The sequence below is a fragment of the Rhodococcus sp. GA1 genome (assembly GCF_024321955.1).
GTDB classification, from domain to species: domain Bacteria; phylum Actinomycetota; class Actinomycetes; order Mycobacteriales; family Mycobacteriaceae; genus Rhodococcus; species Rhodococcus pyridinivorans.
The window spans coordinates 4,112,175-4,130,742 of record NZ_CP097186.1; the positions used below are offsets into that span (position 1 = coordinate 4,112,175).

General features: G+C 68.3%; 21 protein-coding genes. 13 read left to right on the top strand and 8 right to left on the bottom strand.

Going from position 1 to position 18,568, the window contains the following annotated elements; genetic code table 11:
• Window positions 1-7: 7 nt before the first annotated feature.
• Window positions 8-559 (bottom strand): Rv3235 family protein, encoded by a 552-nt coding sequence (locus tag M3330_RS19220; RefSeq protein ID WP_019288495.1) that lies wholly within the window; start codon window positions 557-559, stop codon window positions 8-10.
• 174 nt (window positions 560-733) lie between these two features.
• Here M3330_RS19220 and M3330_RS19225 point away from each other — a divergent pair, with 174 nt between their 5' ends.
• From M3330_RS19225 to M3330_RS19250, 6 genes are all read left to right on the top strand, one after another.
• Complete coding sequence (locus M3330_RS19225; RefSeq protein ID WP_024101497.1) at window positions 734-1,222, top strand: HAD-IA family hydrolase; 489 nt, start codon at window positions 734-736, stop codon at window positions 1,220-1,222.
• On the top strand, window positions 1,219-2,628 hold the full coding sequence (locus M3330_RS19230; protein WP_026061398.1) for a wax ester/triacylglycerol synthase family O-acyltransferase: 1,410 nt from the start codon (window positions 1,219-1,221) through the stop codon (window positions 2,626-2,628). The genes M3330_RS19225 and M3330_RS19230 overlap by 4 nt, the downstream gene beginning before the upstream one ends.
• Window positions 2,629-2,631: 3 nt before the next feature.
• Window positions 2,632-3,141 (top strand): hypothetical protein, encoded by a 510-nt coding sequence (locus M3330_RS19235; protein ID WP_200358321.1) that lies wholly within the window; start codon window positions 2,632-2,634, stop codon window positions 3,139-3,141.
• 110 nt (window positions 3,142-3,251) lie between these two features.
• Entirely contained in the window at window positions 3,252-4,382 is a 1,131-nt protein-coding gene (locus M3330_RS19240; RefSeq protein ID WP_255025979.1) for a ferredoxin reductase, read from the top strand.
• 31 nt (window positions 4,383-4,413) lie between these two features.
• Window positions 4,414-5,727 carry an acyl-CoA desaturase gene (locus M3330_RS19245; protein WP_039584798.1) on the top strand — a complete coding sequence of 438 codons (1,314 nt, stop codon included), beginning with the start codon at window positions 4,414-4,416 and terminating at the stop codon, window positions 5,725-5,727.
• 35 nt (window positions 5,728-5,762) lie between these two features.
• Window positions 5,763-6,998, top strand: coding sequence for a fatty acid desaturase (locus M3330_RS19250; RefSeq protein WP_024101492.1), 1,236 nt, complete (start codon window positions 5,763-5,765; stop codon window positions 6,996-6,998).
• Between the two features lie 74 nt (window positions 6,999-7,072).
• Here the strand turns inward: M3330_RS19250 and rsgA are convergent, their stop codons facing one another.
• Complete coding sequence (gene rsgA / locus M3330_RS19255) at window positions 7,073-8,092, bottom strand: ribosome small subunit-dependent GTPase A (protein ID WP_006550228.1); 1,020 nt, start codon at window positions 8,090-8,092, stop codon at window positions 7,073-7,075.
• Entirely contained in the window at window positions 8,059-9,345 is a 1,287-nt protein-coding gene (gene aroA, locus M3330_RS19260) for a 3-phosphoshikimate 1-carboxyvinyltransferase (protein WP_033097204.1), read from the bottom strand. Before aroA ends, rsgA begins: the two co-directional genes overlap by 34 nt.
• Window positions 9,346-9,425: 80 nt before the next feature.
• Here aroA and M3330_RS19265 point away from each other — a divergent pair, with 80 nt between their 5' ends.
• Window positions 9,426-10,184: an SOS response-associated peptidase gene (locus M3330_RS19265; protein ID WP_255025984.1), complete on the top strand. Its 759-nt coding sequence runs from the start codon at window positions 9,426-9,428 to the stop codon at window positions 10,182-10,184.
• Window positions 10,185-10,206: 22 nt separating this feature from the next.
• On the opposite strand, the gene ybaK is transcribed toward M3330_RS19265, so the two are convergent.
• Window positions 10,207-10,704: a Cys-tRNA(Pro) deacylase gene (gene ybaK, locus M3330_RS19270; RefSeq protein ID WP_255025986.1), complete on the bottom strand. Its 498-nt coding sequence runs from the start codon at window positions 10,702-10,704 to the stop codon at window positions 10,207-10,209.
• Window positions 10,705-10,916: 212 nt separating this feature from the next.
• Between ybaK and M3330_RS19275 the strand changes: the two genes are divergently transcribed.
• From M3330_RS19275 to M3330_RS19290, 4 genes are all read left to right on the top strand, one after another.
• Window positions 10,917-11,555 carry a sigma-70 family RNA polymerase sigma factor gene (locus M3330_RS19275; RefSeq protein ID WP_050993430.1) on the top strand — a complete coding sequence of 213 codons (639 nt, stop codon included), beginning with the start codon at window positions 10,917-10,919 and terminating at the stop codon, window positions 11,553-11,555.
• A complete protein-coding gene (gene rsrA / locus M3330_RS19280) occupies window positions 11,552-11,833 on the top strand; it encodes a mycothiol system anti-sigma-R factor (RefSeq protein WP_006550233.1) in 282 nt (93 codons plus the stop codon). Before M3330_RS19275 ends, rsrA begins: the two co-directional genes overlap by 4 nt.
• 309 nt (window positions 11,834-12,142) lie before the next feature.
• Window positions 12,143-12,358 carry a biotin/lipoyl-binding carrier protein gene (locus M3330_RS19285; RefSeq protein ID WP_006550234.1) on the top strand — a complete coding sequence of 72 codons (216 nt, stop codon included), beginning with the start codon at window positions 12,143-12,145 and terminating at the stop codon, window positions 12,356-12,358.
• A gap of 34 nt (window positions 12,359-12,392) precedes the next feature.
• The gene (locus M3330_RS19290; protein WP_006550235.1) at window positions 12,393-13,868 is read left to right on the top strand and encodes a sensor histidine kinase; all 1,476 of its coding nucleotides are present in this window, start codon (window positions 12,393-12,395) and stop codon (window positions 13,866-13,868) included.
• 80 nt (window positions 13,869-13,948) lie between these two features.
• On the opposite strand, the gene M3330_RS19295 is transcribed toward M3330_RS19290, so the two are convergent.
• Together M3330_RS19295 and M3330_RS19300 are read right to left on the bottom strand one after the other, a co-directional pair.
• On the bottom strand, window positions 13,949-14,203 hold the full coding sequence (locus M3330_RS19295) for a WhiB family transcriptional regulator (RefSeq protein ID WP_006550236.1): 255 nt from the start codon (window positions 14,201-14,203) through the stop codon (window positions 13,949-13,951).
• Between the two features lie 271 nt (window positions 14,204-14,474).
• Window positions 14,475-15,413: a diacylglycerol kinase family protein gene (locus M3330_RS19300; protein WP_255025992.1), complete on the bottom strand. Its 939-nt coding sequence runs from the start codon at window positions 15,411-15,413 to the stop codon at window positions 14,475-14,477.
• A gap of 86 nt (window positions 15,414-15,499) precedes the next feature.
• On the opposite strand from M3330_RS19300, the gene M3330_RS19305 reads away from it, so the two are divergent.
• A complete protein-coding gene (locus M3330_RS19305) occupies window positions 15,500-15,883 on the top strand; it encodes a hypothetical protein (RefSeq protein WP_255028932.1) in 384 nt (127 codons plus the stop codon).
• A gap of 6 nt (window positions 15,884-15,889) precedes the next feature.
• On the opposite strand, the gene M3330_RS19310 is transcribed toward M3330_RS19305, so the two are convergent.
• Window positions 15,890-16,375, bottom strand: coding sequence for a GNAT family N-acetyltransferase (locus M3330_RS19310; RefSeq protein ID WP_019288485.1), 486 nt, complete (start codon window positions 16,373-16,375; stop codon window positions 15,890-15,892).
• A 74-nt stretch (window positions 16,376-16,449) separates the two neighbouring features.
• Here M3330_RS19310 and M3330_RS19315 point away from each other — a divergent pair, with 74 nt between their 5' ends.
• Window positions 16,450-17,250, top strand: coding sequence for a ParA family protein (locus tag M3330_RS19315; RefSeq protein WP_024101487.1), 801 nt, complete (start codon window positions 16,450-16,452; stop codon window positions 17,248-17,250).
• Between the two features lie 108 nt (window positions 17,251-17,358).
• On the opposite strand, the gene M3330_RS19320 is transcribed toward M3330_RS19315, so the two are convergent.
• Window positions 17,359-18,564, bottom strand: a complete 1,206-nt coding sequence (locus M3330_RS19320; RefSeq protein WP_033097102.1) for a hypothetical protein — start codon at window positions 18,562-18,564, stop codon at window positions 17,359-17,361.
• Between the last annotated feature and the right edge of the window lie 4 nt (window positions 18,565-18,568).

An 18,568-nucleotide genomic window follows, 5' to 3' on the forward strand; every position in this document is an offset into this window, starting at 1 on the left:
CTGTGGTTCACCCGAGCCACAGGGTCGTGATCGTCCAGCGGTGCGGAGCACGAGGACGGGGACGCTTGCGCACCATCCGGCCGGCGAAGGCGAACACCCGGTCCCCGCGACCGTAGCTGCCGAACAGTTCCACGGTGTCGGCGTCGACGGGACGCACCCGCGTCCGCAGCAGTATCGCGGTGCTGCGTCCGGCACGCGGAGGCCGGCCCGCGGTGATCGTCGCGACGAGACGCGGATCGAGGACCGTGGTGGACTGCACCGCGGGACGGCGGCCGTCGACGACCTCGAGGACCAGGCGCACCGCCGTCTCCGCGACCCGCACGACACCCGGATCGAGCACGATCGCGGGTCGGTCGCTCGGCCCTGTGGCCGGACCTTCGATGCTCGGGCCCTCGGCCGGACGTCCGGTTCCGTCGCGGCGGAGCGTGGCGCGTCCCGAGCGTCCGTCGTGCGGCGTGGGCCGACGGGCGACGTGGCTGCGGGGACGGTGGCAGCTCTCCTCGACCGGAGGTTCGAGGCGGGTGAGGCGGCGCACGTAGCGCCCGGTGTGATGCGACATGGGCTCTCCCGAAGGGCATGAGAACGGATCGTCACGGTGACACCGTGACGGCGGATCGGTTCGGGAGAGGACGAACCGCGCACATGATGCCACATCTCCGGGCGACGGTCCCGGTTCGACGCGCGCGGGATGCGCTGCGCGAGCAGGACGTCCAGGACCTACGGTGGTGTCGTGATGCGAGGACTCGTACTCGACGTCGGTGGCGTCCTGGTCGGGCCGGGAAGCGACCCCGACACCTTCGGCGCGGCCGTGACGGTCCTGCGCGCGCGTGGGGTGCGGACCGCCCTGCTGAGCAACGATCCCGGTGGGCCCGGCGCGCAGTGGCTGCGCGATCTCGAGGGTCCGTTCGTCGACCGCGTGGTGCTCTCGGGTGACGCACGTGTCGCCAAACCCGACCCCGAGAGCTACCTGCTGGTCGCCCGGCTGCTGGACCTCGAACCCGGCGAGTGCGTCTTCGTCGATGATTCGGTCGGCAATGTGCGAGGCGCCGCCGCTGCGGGGATGGTCGGCGTACACCATGATGGTTCACACGACGCGCCGGGCGAACTGGCCGTACTCTTCGATCTCGATCCCGAGGAGATCGGGAGCGGAGCCACGGACGGCGCCGAGTCGTGGTGGCGATGTTCGGGAGGTTCGGGTCAGGAGGGAGAACGGGGTCGATGACGAGCCGGATGACGGCGCAGGACGCGTCGTACTACTACCTGGAGACGAGCAACACGCCGATGCACGTCGGGTCGCTCGCGATCCTCGAACCCCCCGAGGGCGGTCTCGACTACGAGAGCGTGCTGCGATTGGTCGAGCAGCGACTGCCCGAGGTGCCCCGTTACCGGAAGAAGGTGCGGGAGGTCGCATTCGGGCTCTCGCGACCCGTGTGGGTCGACGACCGCGATTTCGACATCACCTACCACGTGCGGCGCTCCGCGCTGCCGAAACCCGGCTCCGACGAACAGCTGCACGACCTCGTCGCGCGTCTGGTCTCGCGACCGCTCGACCGCACGCGACCGCTCTGGGAGATGTATCTCGTCGAGGGGCTCGCGAACGATCGGGTGGCGCTGTTCACGAAGTCGCATTCGGCGCTCGTCGACGGCGAGGAGGCCCTCGACATCGTCCAGGTGCTCTTCGACAAGGAGCCGGTGCCGCGTGAGGTCCCCGAGGAATTGTGGATGCCCGAACGCGAACCGTCGGAGTCCGCTCTGCTCGTCGGAGCGCTCGCCGAACTCGTCGCGCGCCCGGGGGAGGGGATCGCCGCCGTGCGATCGGCCGTGGGCGATCTCACGGCGACCCTCACCGAGACCGTCGACGCCGTCGGCCGGATCGCCCGCACGGCAGCGCAGTCGGCGCCCGAGACTCCGCTGAACACGCAGATCTCGAGGAGCCGTCGGTTCTCCGTGGTGCGCTCCGATCTGGAGCCCTACCGCAAGATCCACTCCCGCTACGGCTGCACGATCAACGACGTGGTGCTCGCGGTCCTCGCCGGCGCGTTGCGGTACTGGCTGCTCTCCCGCGGGGAGCCGGTCACCGAGGCGACGGTGGTGCGGGCGATGGTCCCGATGTCGGTGTACACCCAGGATCCGGACGACTGCGGCGACAACGACACGATCCAGGTGCACCCGCAGGGCGAGGTGTCGTCCTTCCTGCTGGATCTGCCGGTGGGGGAGCCGAACGCGGTGGTCCGGTTGTCGCACATCGCGCATGCGGGCGAGGCCTACTCGCGGCAGCGGCGGCGGGTGGCGGCGCAGACGATGGTCCGCTTGTCGGGCTTCGCCCCGGCGACGATGCACGCGGTGGGAGCCCGGGTGGCGATGGGTTTCTCGCAGCGGATGTTCAACCTCATGATCACCAATGCGCCCGGTCCGCAGCACCCGCTCTACCTCACCGGAGCCCGGCTGCTCGAGATCTTCCCGGTCTCGCCGCTGCTGAAGAATCAGGCCCTGAGCATCGCGTTGACGTCCTACGACGGCAAGATCTACTACGGTTTGAATGCGGATCGTGATGCGATGCCCGATGTGGACGTGGCAGCGACGCTGATCCAGGAATCTCTCGAGGAGTTGACGGATGCCGGCAGGTGAGAAGTGACGCGTGTCTATGTACCGGCAACGCTCGCGATGTTGCAGGGCCTCGTCGCCGACGGTGAGGTCGACGCGGTGGGCCGGACGGCCTTCGCGGTGACCCCCGCTCTGCGCGAGGCCTACACGGCGGGCGACGACGAGGAGCTCGCCGAGGTCGCTATGGCCGAGGCGGCACGCGCGTCGCTGCGGTTGCTCGGGTCGGAGGAGCCGAACGATCATCCGTCCTTCGCGTCGCGTCGGGTGGTGATCGCGGCCGACGTCGACGAGGTGAAGCCGCGACCGGATCTCGACGATGCGGTCGTCAAGCTCGCCGGGCCGATCACGATGCGTACGGTTGCGTCGGTGCACATCGACCTGCAGGAGGCGGAGGCCGACGTCGCGCGGGCACGCGAGATCGTCGATGCCGCCGAACTGGGCGACGAGGAGGCCGAGTTCGTCCTCGGCGACGCGGAGGACCACGAACTGGCGTGGTACGCGGCCCAGGAACTGCCCTTCCTCCTCGAACTGCTCTGACCTCGCATATCGCCACGTCATAGGTGTGACGACCGTCTCTCGCTCAACCTACGCTTCCGTAACCTCTGATAACCTACGGAGCCGTAACCGGAGTGAGGAGAAACGGTCGGATGGGCCTGAAGGAATGGATCGAGAAGCCTGCGGCACACGTCGCGCCAGGGGAGAAGTCGCTCTCCAACGTCCTGCGTGGCGCGGTGGCCCGGCTGACCACCCCTCTGCTCCCCGACGACTACCTGCATCTGGTCAACCCGCTGTGGTCCGCCCGTGAACTGCGCGGGCGCATCGTCTCGGTGCGCCAGGAGACCCCCGATTCCGCGACGATCGTCATCCGTCCCGGCTGGGGCTTCGACTTCGGATACGCGCCCGGCCAGTACATCGGCATCGGTCTGCATGTCGACGGTCGCTGGCACTGGCGCTCCTACTCGCTGACCTCCTCGCCCACCTGGGGCGACAAGGTCATCTCCATCGCCGTGAAGGCGATGCCCGAGGGTTTTCTGTCCAGCCACCTCGTCGGTGGGGTTCCCGAGGGCACCGTCGTGCGCCTCGCCGCCCCGAAGGGCGATTTCGTCCTGCCCGACCCGCCGCCGGCGAAGATCCTCTTCCTCACGGCCGGCAGTGGCATCACGCCGATCATGTCGATGCTGCGGACGCTCGACCGGCGTGCGGTCGAGCGCGAACTCGACCTGCCCGACGTTGTGCACATCCACTCCGCGCCGACGGCCGAGAACGTGATGTTCCGGTCCGAACTCGAGCGTTTCGACGCCACCCACGATCGCTTCCGCGTGCACGTGCGTCACACCCGTGAGAAGGGCAAGTTCGCGCTCTCGGAGCTCGACGAGGTGTGCCCCGACTGGCGCGAGCGTCAGACCTGGGCGTGCGGTCCCCAGCAGATGCTCGACGACATCACCGCGCACTGGGCCGCGGAGGGCATCGAGGATCAGGTCCACCTCGAGCGCTTCGCCGTCAGCCGCGCCGACACCTCTGGCTCGGGCGGAACGATCACGTTCGCGAAGTCCGGCAAGACCGTCACTGTGGACGGCGCCACGACGATTCTCGAGGCGGGTGAGAGCGTCGGTGCGCTGATGCCTTTCGGTTGCCGCATGGGAATCTGTCAGACTTGTGTTGTGCCGCTCGAGAAGGGGCATGTCGTCGATCTGCGATCCGGCAAGGAGCACGCAGAAGGCGAACGTGTCCAGACCTGCATCTCCGCCGCTGCCGGCGACTGCACACTGGACGTGTAGACACCGACAGCAAACCTCCGAAGGATCCCGCTTGGCCATCACCGACATCCGCGCGTTCTCTCATCTGACCGAAGACGACATCGTTGCTCTTGCAAACGAATTCGACGCGATTCGACGGGATGTGGAGAATTCGCGCGGCCCGCGGGACGCCCGCTACATCCATTCCGTCATCCGTGCGCAGCGTGTGCTGGAGGTGGTCGGACGCTGCGCGCTGTTCGGTTCGCGTCGACGGTCGCGCTGGATCATCGGTACCGCTGCGCTGTCGCTCGCGAAGATCATCGAGAACATGGAACTCGGGCACAACGTGATGCACGGGCAGTGGGACTGGATGAACGACCCCGAGATCCACTCGACATCGTGGGAATGGGATCAGACCGGTCCGTCCGAGCACTGGAAGCGCGCCCACAACTACGCGCACCACACCTACACGAACATCGTGGGCATGGACGAGGACGTGGGATTCGGCATCCTGCGGATGACGCGCGACGAGAAGTGGCGTCCGCGCAATCTCGCGCAGCCGATCGCGAACATCGTCCTCGCGCTGACCTTCGAGTGGGGGATCGCGCTGCACGACCTCTCGGCGAAGAAGGAACTCGAGGGCGTCCCGCCCGTGCAGTGGAATTCGGGGCCCAACAAGGAATTCGCAGCGAAGGCCGGCCGGCAGGTCGTCAAGGACCTGGTGTTCTTCCCGGCGCTCACCGGGCCGGCCTGGCGCAGCACGTTGTCGGCGAACCTCACCGCGAACGTGATCCGCAACATCTGGGCGTATCTCGTGATCTTCTGCGGCCACTTCCCCGACGGCGCAGAGAAGTTCACGACCGAGCACTACGAGAACGAGACGCGCGGAGAGTGGTATCTGCGCCAGTTGCTCGGTAGCGCAAACATTTCCGGTGGGCGTGCGATGGATTTCCTCACCGGGAATCTCAGTTATCAGATCGAGCATCACCTGTTCCCGGACTTGCCGAGCAACCGCTACCCGGAGATCGCCGCCCGTGTACGGGCGCTGTGCGGCAAGTACGACCTGCCGTACACGACCGGTTCGCTCGCCCGGCAGTACTGGCTCGCCCTGCGCACGATCCACAAGCTCGCGTTGCCCGACCGATTCCTCAAGGCGACGGCCGACGACGCCCCCGAGACCTCCTCCGAGCGCAAGTTCGACAGGTGGCGCCCGGAGGCGCCCGCGGTGGTCACCGAGGCGTCCACCGGACGTCACCGGGGTCTGCTCACGGCGCTGCGGGTCCATGCCGAGCATGCGGTAGCAGAACGTCGTCGTCGCCTGGTGAATCGGGTCACCGGCGACCTTCCGTCACTCTGTGATTCGCGCCACAGCTCCGAATCCGGCTAACCTACGGGACCGTAACCTACGGTAGAGTAGCCCGCATGGCGATATCGGATGTCAAGGAGTACGCGCACCTGACGGAGGCGGACGTCGAGGCCATCGGCCGCGAACTCGACGCCATCCGGCACGATATCGAGGAGTCCCGCGGTGAGCGCGACGCTCGGTACGTCCGCAACACGATCCGGCTGCAGCGCGGCCTCGAGATCGGCGGGCGCCTCGTGCTGCTCGGCTCGAACAAGCGTCCGCTGTGGCTGCTGGGCACGGGCATGCTCTCCCTGTCGAAGATCATCGAGAACATGGAGCTCGGGCACAATGTGATGCACGGGCAGTGGGACTGGATGAACGACCCCGAGGTGCACTCGGCCAACTGGGAGTGGGACAACGTCGACCCGTCGGCGCACTGGAAGATCACCCACAACTACCTGCATCACAAGTACACCAACATCCTCGGCATGGACGACGATGTGGGATACGGCCTGCTGCGCGTCACCCGCGACCAGCGATGGAAGCCGTTCTACCTCGGCAACGTCGCGTACAACGCCATCCTCGCAGCGCTGTTCCAGTACGGCATCGCCATCCAGCTGCTCGAGCTCGGCAAGGTCATCCAGGGGCGCGACGACCGCGAGCTCACCAAGGCACGCGGCAAGGAGGTGCTCGCCAAGCTCGGCAAACAGCACCTCAAGGACTACGTGATCTATCCGGCGCTCACCGGCAAGTCGTGGAAGTCCACGATGAGGGCCAACGCCACGGCCAACTTCGTGCGCAACATCTGGACCAACGCGGTGATCTTCTGCGGTCACTTCCCGGACGGTGCGGAGAAGTTCACGAAGCAGGACATCGAGACCGAGACGCGTGCCGAGTGGTACCTGCGTCAGATGCTCGGCTCCGCGAACATCTCCGGCGGTAAGGTCATGGACTTCATGACCGGCAACCTGAGCTACCAGATCGAGCACCACATCTACCCCGACCTGCCGTCCAACCGGTACGCGGAGATCGCGGTGCGCGTGCGTGAGCTGTGCGAGAAGTACGACCTGCCGTACACCACCGGCCCGCTCGCGGTGCAGTACTGGAAGTCCTGGCGCACCATCGCCAAGCTGTCGCTGCCCGACAAGTACCTCAAGGACGACCGCGACGCCGCCCCGGAGACCGCTTCCGAGCGGGGCTTCGGCGGAGCGCCGGAGATCGATCCGGCCACCGGCCGCCGCGTGGGTCTGGCCACCACCATCGAGAAGACACGCAAGCGCGGATTCGTCCGCCGCGCGCTCGGCATGCGCTGACGGTCACGAGAACGAGCACGAACCCCGGCACCTACAGGTGCCGGGGTTCGTGCGGTCGGCCGGGGTTCGTCGGTTCACCAGGGGTCGTTGGACGCGAGCGCCGTGAGCAGTTCGCGCACGGCCATCGCCCGGTTGTGCGACTTGCCCTCCAACGAGTCGAAGGCACATTCGGGATCGGCGGGCGGGCCGAGATGCGTGCACCCGCGCGGGCAGTCCTCGACCGCTTCGGCCAGGTCCCCGAACGCCGCGACGACGTCGTCGGGCCCGATGTGCGCGAGCCCGAACGACCGGATGCCCGGGGTGTCGACCACCCACCCGCCCTCGGGCAGATGCAGGGCCACCGACTGGGTGGAGGTGTGACGTCCCTTGCCCACCCCGGAGACCTCGCCGGTGGCGCGGTCGGCGTCGGGGACGAGCCTGTTCACCAGTGTCGACTTGCCGACCCCCGAGTGCCCGATCAGGGCGGTCACGCGACCGTCGATCCGCTCGTGCAGGGCGGTGAGATCGTCGTCCTGACCGACGAGCAGCACCGGGATGTCGAGATCCGCGAAGTGCGCGGCGAACTCGTCGGGATCGGCGAGGTCGCTCTTGGTCAGTCCCAGTAGGGGAGCGAGACCGCCGGCATAGGCCGCGACGAGTGCGCGTTCGACGAGTCCGGTCCGTGGTGGGGGATCGGCGAGCGCGACCACGATGAGCAGCTGTTCGGCATTGGCGACGACGATGCGCTCGAACGGATCGGTGTCGTCGGCCGTGCGCCGCAGGACGGTGCTGCGGTCCTCGACCCGCACGATGCGCGCGAGCGTGTCGGGGCGACCGGAGAGATCGCCGACGACACCCACCTGATCGCCCACCACGATCGGGGTCCGGCCGAGCTCGCGTGCCCGCATCGTCGTCACGATCCGGTCGGGATCACCGCCGAGCGCGACACCCCACCGCCCGCGGTCGACGGAGACGACCATGCCCTCCTCGGCATTGCGGTGGGCCGGGCGGTCCTTCGTGCGCGGCCGCGAGCCGCGCCCGGGGCGGACCCGGACGTCGGACTCGTCGTACTCCCGCCGCCTCAGGAGTCGCTCCCCGTCAGCAGCGACTCCCACAGGCCTTCGAAATCGGGGAGCGTCTTGGCAGTGGTGCCGATGTCCTCGACCTCGATCCCGTCGACGACGAGCCCGAGGATCGCACCGGCCGTGGCCATCCGGTGGTCGGCGTAGGAGTGCCAGATACCACCGTGCAGCGGCGTCGGCTCGATGTGTAGACCGTCCTCGGTCTCGGTGATCGAACCCCCGAGACGACCGATCTCGGTGGCGAGCGCCGCCAGCCGGTCGGTCTCGTGACCGCGCAGGTGCGCGATACCGCGCAGGTCGGAGGGCGAGGCGGCGACCGCGGCGAGGGCCGCGACGGTCGGCGCCAGCTCGCCGACGTCGTGCAGGTCCACGTCGATGCCTCGCAATTCGCCCGGGCCGCGCACGGTCAGCGTCCCGTCGGCCCACGTCACCTCGGCGCCCATCTGCTCGAGGATGCCGCGGATCGCGTCGCCGGCCTGGGTGGTCGACTCGGGCCACAGGGGCACCGAGACGACACCACCGGTGACCGCCGCGGCCGCGAGGAAGGGCGTGGCGTTCGACAGGTCGGGCTCGACGGTGACGTCGACGGCCTTGATCGTCGTCGGGGGCACCCGCCAGGTGTCGGTCTCGGAGGTGTCGACGGGGACCCCGGCCGTTCGGAGCATCTCGACCGTCATCTCGATGTGCGGCATCGACGGCACCGGTTCACCGGCGTGGCGGACCACCACGCCCTCGTCGAAGGCGGCCCCGGACAGCAGCAGACCCGAGACGAACTGCGAGGACGCGGAAGCGTCGATGGTCACGGAACCGCCGCGCACCGCACCGCGGCCGTGCACGGTGAAGGGCAGCCGGTCGCCGTCGATGTCGGCGCCGAGGGCGCGCAGGGCGTCGAGCACGGTGCTCATCGGGCGGACGCGGGCCTGTTCGTCGCCGTCGAACCGCACGTCGCCGTCGGCCAGTGCGGCCAGCGGCGGTACGAACCGCATGACGGTGCCGGCCAGTCCGCAGGCGACCTCGCCTCCGCGCAGGGGGCCGGGGGTCACGTCGAGGGTGGTGCCGCCGTCGCGCTCGGTGACGGTCGTGCCGAGCGTGCGCAGGGCCCCGATCATCAGGTCGGTGTCACGGCTGCGCAGCGCGCCGGTCAGGGTGGACGGCCCGTCGGCGAGTGCGGCCAGGATCAGGGCACGGTTGGTGATCGACTTCGATCCCGGCAGCGTCACCGACGCTCGAACCGGGGACACGGCGCGGGGTGCTCTCCACAGACTCACCCGACCATCTTCGCCCATCCGGACCGGTGCGGGCACCCTCGCCCACCCGGTGCGCGCCGGTGTCGGTTCCGTCACCCGGCGATGCCACACTCGACGGCATGTGCGGAAGGTATGTCTCCACCGCCGACCCGGCGACGCTCGCCGTCGAACTCGACGCGCTCGACGAGACCGGCGACGACAGCAGCCGGGACGGGCGGGGGCCCGACTACAACGTCGCGCCGACGACCGAGGTGCTCACCGTTGTCGCCCGGCACGACGGGGAAGATCCCGACGGTCCCGTCCGCCGCCGTATCCGCCGCATGCGCTGGGGACTCGTGCCGCACTTCGCCGAAGAGGTGGGCGGAAGCGCACCACTGATCAACGCGAGATCCGAGTCGGTCGCCACCAAGCCGAGCTTCGCGCGGTCGCTGCGCTACAAGCGGTGCCTCGTCCCGATGGACGGCTGGTACGAATGGCAGGTCGAACCCGCGCCGGACGGCAAGCCTCGCAAGGTGCCGTACTTCATGGCGCCGGCCGACGGCTCGCGGATCTGCATGGCCGGGGTGTGGGCGGAGTGGCGCGACCCGCGGAACCCGAAGGCACCGCCGCTGTCGAGCACGGCGATCCTCACCGCTCAGTCGGTCGAGCAACTCGGCAACGTGCACGAACGGATGCCGCTGATCCTCCCGCCGGAGCGGTGGGATGCGTGGCTCGACCCCGACAGTCTCGGCCATCCGGATCTGATCGTGCCGAGCGTCGAGGCGATCTCGGCGATCGAGATCCGCCGCGTGTCCGCGAAGGTCAACAGCATCCGCAACAACGACCCCGAACTGCTGCAACCCGACGACGGCGCCGGCGATCAGATGGTGCTGTTGTAGGCGCTGCCGGAGCGGACGGGCCCTACGGACCGGCCGTGATCGGTGCCACGACGGCGCGGGTCAGCCGGATCAGATCGTGCGGATCCAGTTCGATCTCGAGCCCTCGCCGACCCGCGCTGCACAGCACCCGGTCCCACTGCTCGGCGGAGACGTCGATCACGGTGCGCAGACGCTTGCGCTGCCCGAGCGGGGAGATGCCGCCGACGACGTATCCGGTCGCGCGTTCGGCGGCGGTGTGATCGGCCATCACGGCCTTGCCGCCGCCCAGCGCCCCGGCTGCGGCCTTGAGCGACAGCGTCGCCGGGACCGGGATCACCGCGACGGCGAGCTTGCCGTCGGACAGCGACACCACCAGCGTCTTGAAGATCTGTTCGGCGGAAACCCCGAGGTGTGTGCCGAGTTCCTCGACGGCTTCGGCGCCGAAGGACGACGACCTCGGGTCATGTGCGTATTCGTGGACCCGGTGCGCGACCTTCTCGCGCTTCAACAACACCGTCGCGGGAGTGGATGTCGAGGCCATCCGATCACTCTAGAGAACCGGAGGTGGGGAACAAGCGCGGTGGGCACGGCGTTGCACACCGACGGGTGGATCCACCGGCCACCCGAGACCCGACGATCGGAGAATTCGTGGCAGTGCTGTGCCCGCCTCGACCGGACGCCATCGGACGTCCCCCCGATCCGGACGCCATCGGACCGGTAGCCTTCTCGACAGGCGTCGATGAAGGGATCGGTGTGATCGAGGAGTCTGTGGAAGAACTGACCGAGCGGTTCGAGCGGGACGCGCTTCCCCTGCTCGATCAGCTCTACGGCGCTGCGCTGCGGATGACCCGCAATCCCTCCGACGCCGAGGACCTCGTACAGGAGACCTACATCAAGGCGTTCTCCGCCTTCCGGTCGTTCCGCGAGGGCACCAACCTCAAGGCCTGGCTGTACCGGATCCTCACCAACACCTACATCAACTCGTACCGGAAGCGTCAGCGGCAACCCGCGCAGTACCCGACCGACGAGATCACCGACTGGCAGCTCGCCGCCACGGCCGAGCATTCGTCGACCGGTCTGCGGTCCGCGGAGGTCGAGGCACTCGACGCGCTTCCCGACGACGACATCAAGGCGGCGTTGCAGGAGCTTCCCGAGGAGTTCCGCATGGCCGTCTACTACGCCGACGTCGAAGGGTTCCCCTACAAGGAGATCGCCGAGATCATGGGGACGCCGATCGGCACCGTGATGTCGAGACTGCACCGGGGTCGCAAGCAGCTGCGGGGTCTGTTGGCCGACGTGGCGCGCGATCGCGGTTTCATGCGGGAGAAGGCCGTGGACGCCACAACCGGAACATCGGATCAGCCCGAGAGCGGAAAGGGAGCACCGCAGTGAGCGAACCCGACTTCGATCGACTCGACTGCTCGGCGGTCATCGCGGACGTCTACCTGCTTCTCGACTCCGAATGCGACGCCGGTTCCCGCGAGAAGCTGCAGCGGCACCTCGACGAGTGCGGCACCTGCCTCGAGGCCTACGGGATCGAGGAGAAGATCAAATCGCTGCTCAGCCGCAAGTGCGGCGGGGAACACGCACCCGAGGGCCTGCGGGAGCGGCTCATGCTGCAGATCCGCCGCACCGTGGTGATCACCGAGACGGACAGCGCCGAGTCGTAGGCGGGTTCACTCGTACCGAGTCGTAGGCGAGTTCACTCGTACCGAGTCGTAGGCGAGTTCACTCGTACCGAGTCCTGGGTGAGACCCCCGAACGTGACAGGGGCCGGAAAGCTGCTGCTTTCCGGCCCCTGTCCGCGTCTCAGGCGTTGGGACGCTTGCCGTGGTTGGCGGCGTTACCCTTGCGGCTGCGCTTCTTGCGACCTCGCTTACCCATGGTGGGATCTCCTTTCTCGTTCATTACAGTGTTTCACGTGCGGTCGAGTGGTCCTGTCGGCAGGTCCGCCGCCGGAGCGTGAAACGAGGTGTTCGATGGCGGAAGACGTACGCGCGGAGATGGTATCGACCGTGTTCGAGGTCGTCGTGCGGGAGGGTGACGTGGTGGCCGAGGGCGACACGCTGGTGATCCTCGAGTCGATGAAGATGGAGATTCCCGTGCTCGCCGAGTCGGCGGGCACCGTGACCTCCGTCGGAGTCTCGGTCGGGGATGTCATCCAGCAGGGCGACCTCATCGCCGTGATCTCCTGACGGCGGGTATCTCCTGAGTACGAAAGCGGTTCCCGTGTCCACACTCAGTTCGTTGCTCGCGAGGTACACGGATCTTCCGGGCGCGGCCGTCGATCACCTCCAACGTGTCGTGGGCGAGTGGCAGTTGCTCGCCGACCTGTCGTTCGCCGACGTCCTCCTGTGGGTCGACGCGGCGCCGTCCGGAATCGTGTGCGTCGCACAGTGCCGACCCACCACCGCCTCGACGGTGATCCCCGAGGACGCCGTCGGCACGCTCGTCTCCGACAACGAACATCCTTACGTCCGTAAGGCTTTCGAAACCGGAGAGATCGTCGACGTCAAGTCGTCCCCGGGCGCCGGGATCAACATCCGTCAGGCCGTGCCGGTGCGCTGGGACGGTCGGGTCGTCGCGGTGCTCAGCCGCGACGCCGCCCGCGTGTCGCGGCGGTCGGCCAGCGCGCTCGAGACGGCCTATCTCGAATGCGCCGACGACCTCTACCGGATGATCAGCGAGGGCACTTTCCCGACGCCCGAGGCGCGCTCGGACACCAAGTCGAGTCCGCGTGCGGGCGACGGATTCATCCGGCTCGACCGGAAGGGCAAGGTCGTCTACGCGAGCCCCAACGCGCTGTCGGCCTATCACCGGATGGGTCTGAACTCCGACCTGATCGGTCAGGATCTCGTCGAGACGACCCGCGCACTGGTCACCGACCCCTTCGAGAGTCGCGACGTCACCGACTACCTCCGCGGGGCCGTGGAGGGCCGTCTGGGGCAGCGCATGGAGATCGAGGCACTCGGGGCCACCGTTCTGATCCGTGCGTTGGTCCTGAACCCGGGAGGGAAGATCCGGGGCGCCGCGGTGATCGTCCGCGACGTCACCGAGGTCAAGCGACGCGACCGGGCACTGCTGAGCAAGGACGCGACCATCCGCGAGATCCACCACCGTGTCAAGAACAACCTGCAGACGGTCGCCGCGCTGCTGCGACTGCAGGCGCGCCGAACCGGGAACGCGGAAGCCCAGCAGGCCCTGGGGGAGGCGGTCCGTCGCGTGACATCCATCGCCCTGGTCCATGAGGCGCTGTCGATGTCAGTGGACGAGGAGGTCGATCTCGACGGTGTGTTCGACCAGCTGATCCCCATCGTCGTCGACGTGTCGACGGTCGGCAGCCAGATCCGGGTGGTGCGGGAGGGGAATCTCGGCGTGTTCCCCGCGGATCGCGCCACGCCTCTGGTCATGGTGCTGACCGAACTCGTCCAGAACGCCGTCGAGCACGCCTTCGATCCGGGCGTGAACGGCACGGTCACCGTCAATGCCCAGCGTTCGGCCCGCATGCTCGACGTCGTGGTCCGCGACGAGGGGAAGGGTCTTCCCGAGGGGTTCAGCCTCGAGGCGTCGAACCGGCTCGGTCTGCAGATCGTCCGGACCCTCGTGGCTGCCGAGCTCGGCGGATCGTTGGAGTTGACGTCCAACGAGGTCGGCGGGACCGATGCACGCCTGCAACTACCGCTGGGCAAGGTGCCGGTCGCCTGATCGTCCTTACGACCGTGCACGTAAGAAGGCCCGGCCTCCCCCGTAGGGGAGCCGGGCCTTCGAACGTCTATCGGAGTTGCTCAGACCGCCGTACGAGCGCGGGTGCGGGCGTTGCGACGCTTGAGGGCGCGGCGCTCGTCCTCGCTCATACCGCCCCAGACGCCGGCATCCTGGCCGGATTCGAGCGCCCAGGAGAGGCATTCGGCGGTGACGGGGCAACGGTTGCACACGAGCTTGGCATCCGCGATCTGCGCGAGAGCCGGGCCGCTGTTTCCCACGGGGAAGAACAGTTCCGGATCCTCGTCGCGGCAGATGGCCTTGTGGCGCCAGTCCATGCTTCTACTCTCCTTCGATGGTGCGTGTGCACCGGCTGATTGGTCAATGTGTGTTCACGCCTGTGGCACGGAGTGTTTCCGCGCGGTTACTTGTGAATGCTTTCACGAACGAGCGTGGAGTCAATAGAATCGACCACGATCGTGGGGAAGCTCACGCTGGTGTGGGCTACGAGTTCGCCAATCCCTCTTTCTACTCCCCTCGAGCCGAGAAGGTAGTGGCAATCACAGAATTCGTGCTTCTCTTTCTGTCGCTGTCCCGCTGGGGGGATCGTCAGCGGGGCGCGACGACATCGAGGATCGACGCCACGGACACGAACTCGACCTCGGCCCGGAGTCCGAGATAGTCGCCGTCGACCTGAAGTCCGATCGGGCGCGAGGCCCGGGCGCGCACGCGCGCGACATCGTCCGCACGCACCAGATGCGGCGACGCCGGCTCGCCGCGGGCGGCCAGAAGTTGTCTCACCACCCGCAGGCTCGGAAGTACCCGGGTCGTCGTCATAGCAAACACACCCAAACCGGTGTCGAACGAGGTGCCGGGATTCGTGTGCACCGGCCGGGACTCGAGATAGGTCCACGGACTCGAGTTCGACACGAACGCATAGTGCACCCCCGAAACAGGTTCGGATCCGGGCATCTCGAGCGTGAGCGCCGGTTCGGCCCGCTTCGACGCGAAGAACCGGGCCACCGCGTGCCGCACGTAGCGCGCCGTCGTCACCTTCTTGCCCTCGGCGCGGCTCAGGTCTATGGCCTCGCACACCTGGGCGTCGAGACCGAGGCCCGCGTTGAAGGTGAACCACCGCCCGTCGCAGTGGCCGAGGCCGATCCGGCTGGTCCTGCCCTCCTGCAACGACTCGAGTACCTGCTCGGTGGCCTCGAGTGGATCGGCGGACAGTCCCAGGGATCGCGCGAACACGTTCGCCGAGCCGCCGGGCACCACCGCGAGTCGCGGCAGGGTCGGATCGGCGCCTCGGTCGGGGGAGGGGCCGAGGAGGCCGTTGACGATCTCGTTGACGGTGCCGTCGCCACCGTGCGCGACGACGACGTCCATCCCGTCGGCGTGCGCCGAACGCGCCAGTTCTGCGGCGTGCCCGCGGTGGGTCGTGTGCGCGACGGTCAGCGCGAGCCGGCCTCTCAGGGCGTGAGCGAGGCGGTCGCGACCGGCCGGGGTGGTCGTCGTCGCATTCGGGTTCACGATCAGCAGGGCGCGCACGGAACATCAGCCTAAGTGGTGCCCGGCGGGTCCACTACGCTGGACGGGTGCCTCTCGAAACACCTCGCAGCAGCGTTCCGTCGACCGTGCGTGCCGCCGGTTGGCTCGTCGTCCTCGAGGGCGTCGTCGCGATGGGATTCGCGGTGTACTCGATCATCCGCGCCGCCTCGGGCGAACACGATCAGTCGGTCACCAATGGCTACGGCTTCGCGCTGTGGCTGTTCATCCTGTTCGGCGGGGTCCTGGCCGGCGGGATCGCGCTCGTGCGCGGTGTGCGCTGGGGACGTGCCGTGGCGATACTCGCGCAGCTGTTGTTGCTGCCCGTGGTGTGGTCGCTGCTGACGGACTCCCAACAGCCGGTCATCGGCACTGTGCTGGCGCTCGTCGTGGTCCCCACGCTCGTGCTGCTGTTCAGCCCGCCCACGTCGCGGTGGCTCGCGCACGAGTACGCGCCCGACGTCGACGAGTGATCCGGCTCAGCTGCCGAGCGCTTGCAGGGCGGGGCCGCTGAGCCTGAAGGTCGTCCACTCGTCCTGCGCGACGGCACCGAGGGATCGGTAGAAACCGATGGACGGCTCGTTCCAGTCCAACACCGACCAACTCAGGCGGGTGTAACCGCGCTCCACGCATTCGTGGGCGAGCGCCGCGAGCAGTGCCCGTCCGTGTCCCTTGCCGCGGTGTTCGGGACGGACGAACAGATCTTCGAGGTAGATCCCGTGCACGCCGTCCCACGTGGAGAAGTTCCGGAACCACAACGCCACCCCGACGACCCGGCCTTCGGTGCCGTCCTCTCCGGATTCCTCTGCGACGTGCGCGTACACCGAGGGCTGCGGCCCGAAAAGAGCCTCGTGGATCTGCTCGGGCACCACGGTGCACTCGTGCCGGGCCTTCTCGTATTCGGCGAGGTCGTAGATCAGCCCGGTGATCGTGGGGACGTCCTCGGGTGTGGCTCTGCGGATCACGGCGGGCTGCCTCCTGCGGTCTCGTGGGCGGATTCACCTCGCGCTGCGCCGCCGAGTGCGCGAGGATCGGGGTCGTGGCAACGGTACTTGCAGTGGCAAATCAGAAGGGTGGCGTCGCCAAGACGACCACCGTCGCGTCGTTGGGGGCCGCGCTGTCGGCGCTGGGCCGGCGGGTGCTCGTCGTCGATCTCGATCCCCAGGGGTGCCTGACCTTCTCTCTCGGGCACAACCCCGACAAGCTCGAACAATCCGTGCACGAGGTGCTCGTGGGCGGTGTCGAGACGAAGGACGTTCTGCTCGGGACAGCGGAGGGGATGTCGCTGCTGCCGGCGACCATCGACCTCGCGGGTGCGGAGGCGATGCTGCTCATGAAGCCGGGGCGTGAATACACCCTGAAGCGGGCGCTGGCGTCGGTGGAGGACGACTACGACGTCGTCGTCATCGACTGCCCGCCCTCTCTGGGCGTCCTCACCCTCAACGGGCTGACCGCGGCGCGGTCCGTGCTCGTTCCGCTGCAGTGCGAAACGCTCGCGCACAGGGGAGTCGGGCAGCTCCTGCGCACGGTGAACGAGGTGAAACAGATCACCAATCCGGATCTCGAACTGCTCGGCGCGCTGCCGACCCTGTACGACTCGCGGACCACGCACAGTCGCGACGTGCTCGCCGATGTCTCCGACCGGTACGACCTGCCGGTGCTGGCCCCGCCCGTACCCCGCACGGTCCGCTTCGCGGAGGCTTCCGCCTCGGGCGCGACGGTGCTGGCGGGACGCAAGAACAAGGGCGCCGAGGCGTACCGGGCGCTCTCCGAGAACCTGCTGCGCTACTGGTCGGGGGAGGCGGAACTCGAGACTTTCGAGACCGCCGTCGCGGACTGAGACGTCAGCACCGACCGGGACGGCTCGCTTTCAGCACCGACCGGGACGGCTCGCCATCAGCACCGACCGGGACGGCTCGCTTTCAGCACCGACCGGGACGGCTCGCCATCAGCGCAGTGCCACGAGCTCATCGCCGCGTTGCTCGACCACGACATTCCCCGCGACGGCGACGTTCACCGTGGAGACCGTCCCGCGCTCGACGTCGATGCGCGGGCCGGGTTCACCGGTCCGTGAGTCGACTCCCACGAGGGCGTCCTCGACGGGAAGGAGCAGCGAACCGGCCATGATGTCGCCGTTGCCGAGAGTGTCCTCGACGGTCCACTGCGGGGCGAAATCGGTGGTGGACAATGCGACGGTGTCGCGGCCCGTCCACCACACGAGCACGCCGCCGCGCTCGAGGGCGGGGTCGTCCGATTCGCCGGCAGGACGCGACAGGGCGTGCGTGTCGAGGAGGACGCCCTCGCTGTCGAAGACCTCGATGCGCGGCCCGTCGTTGTCGTCCGGGGCCAGGTAGACCGCCGTGCGGTCGCCGACCACCGCGACGATGCGGGAGTCCCCGCCCGCTTCCGGCAGCACCGACGACGCGAACTCCTCGGGCTTGGCGCTGTCGTCGGGGGTGGGATCGAGAAGGGTGAGCCGATTGGTCGGCTCGTTCGCGCACTGCTCGAGCACGGCCAGCACTTCGGCGCCCGAATCCGCCGAGCGCAGTTCGCAACCCGATCGTGGCTGCGCGTTCGGGTTCACCGGTGCGTCGACGCGCCCGTACTCGACCGTGCGCACCAGATCGGAGCGCCACATCTCGAGACGTGACTCGCCGAAGGCGATCAGGTGCGAACCGGCGCCGACGACCCGGATCGGATCGTCGGCGTCGCTCGACCGTTGCGCGCCCCGAGAGCCACTGCCCGAGTCGAGCGCGGTGACCTGACCGCATCCCCGCGGGCCGCGATAGACCGAGACCACGTCGCCCCAGGCCTCGGTGACCGCGCACAACGCCCGGTCGCGGTCGTACCGCCAGCGTTCCTCGCCGGATTGCGGGTCGCGGCCGACGACCGCACCACCGTCTGCCGTGGCGACCGTGCCGCCGGACACCACCGGTGCGGTCGTCGCCGTACTCGGAGCACGCCACAGTTCGGCGAGCGTGCGCGGAAGAGATTGCGCGGCAGCGAGAGTGGGGACAGGGCCGTCCCAGGTGGTCGACGTGGTGCCCCGCGCATCCGAGTTCAGCCAGACGACACTCGCCGCCACCAGAGCGGTGACGACGAGTGCGGCTGCGACGAGAAGGTCGGTGCGGGTGCGGCGCTCGGGCGCGAGCACGTGG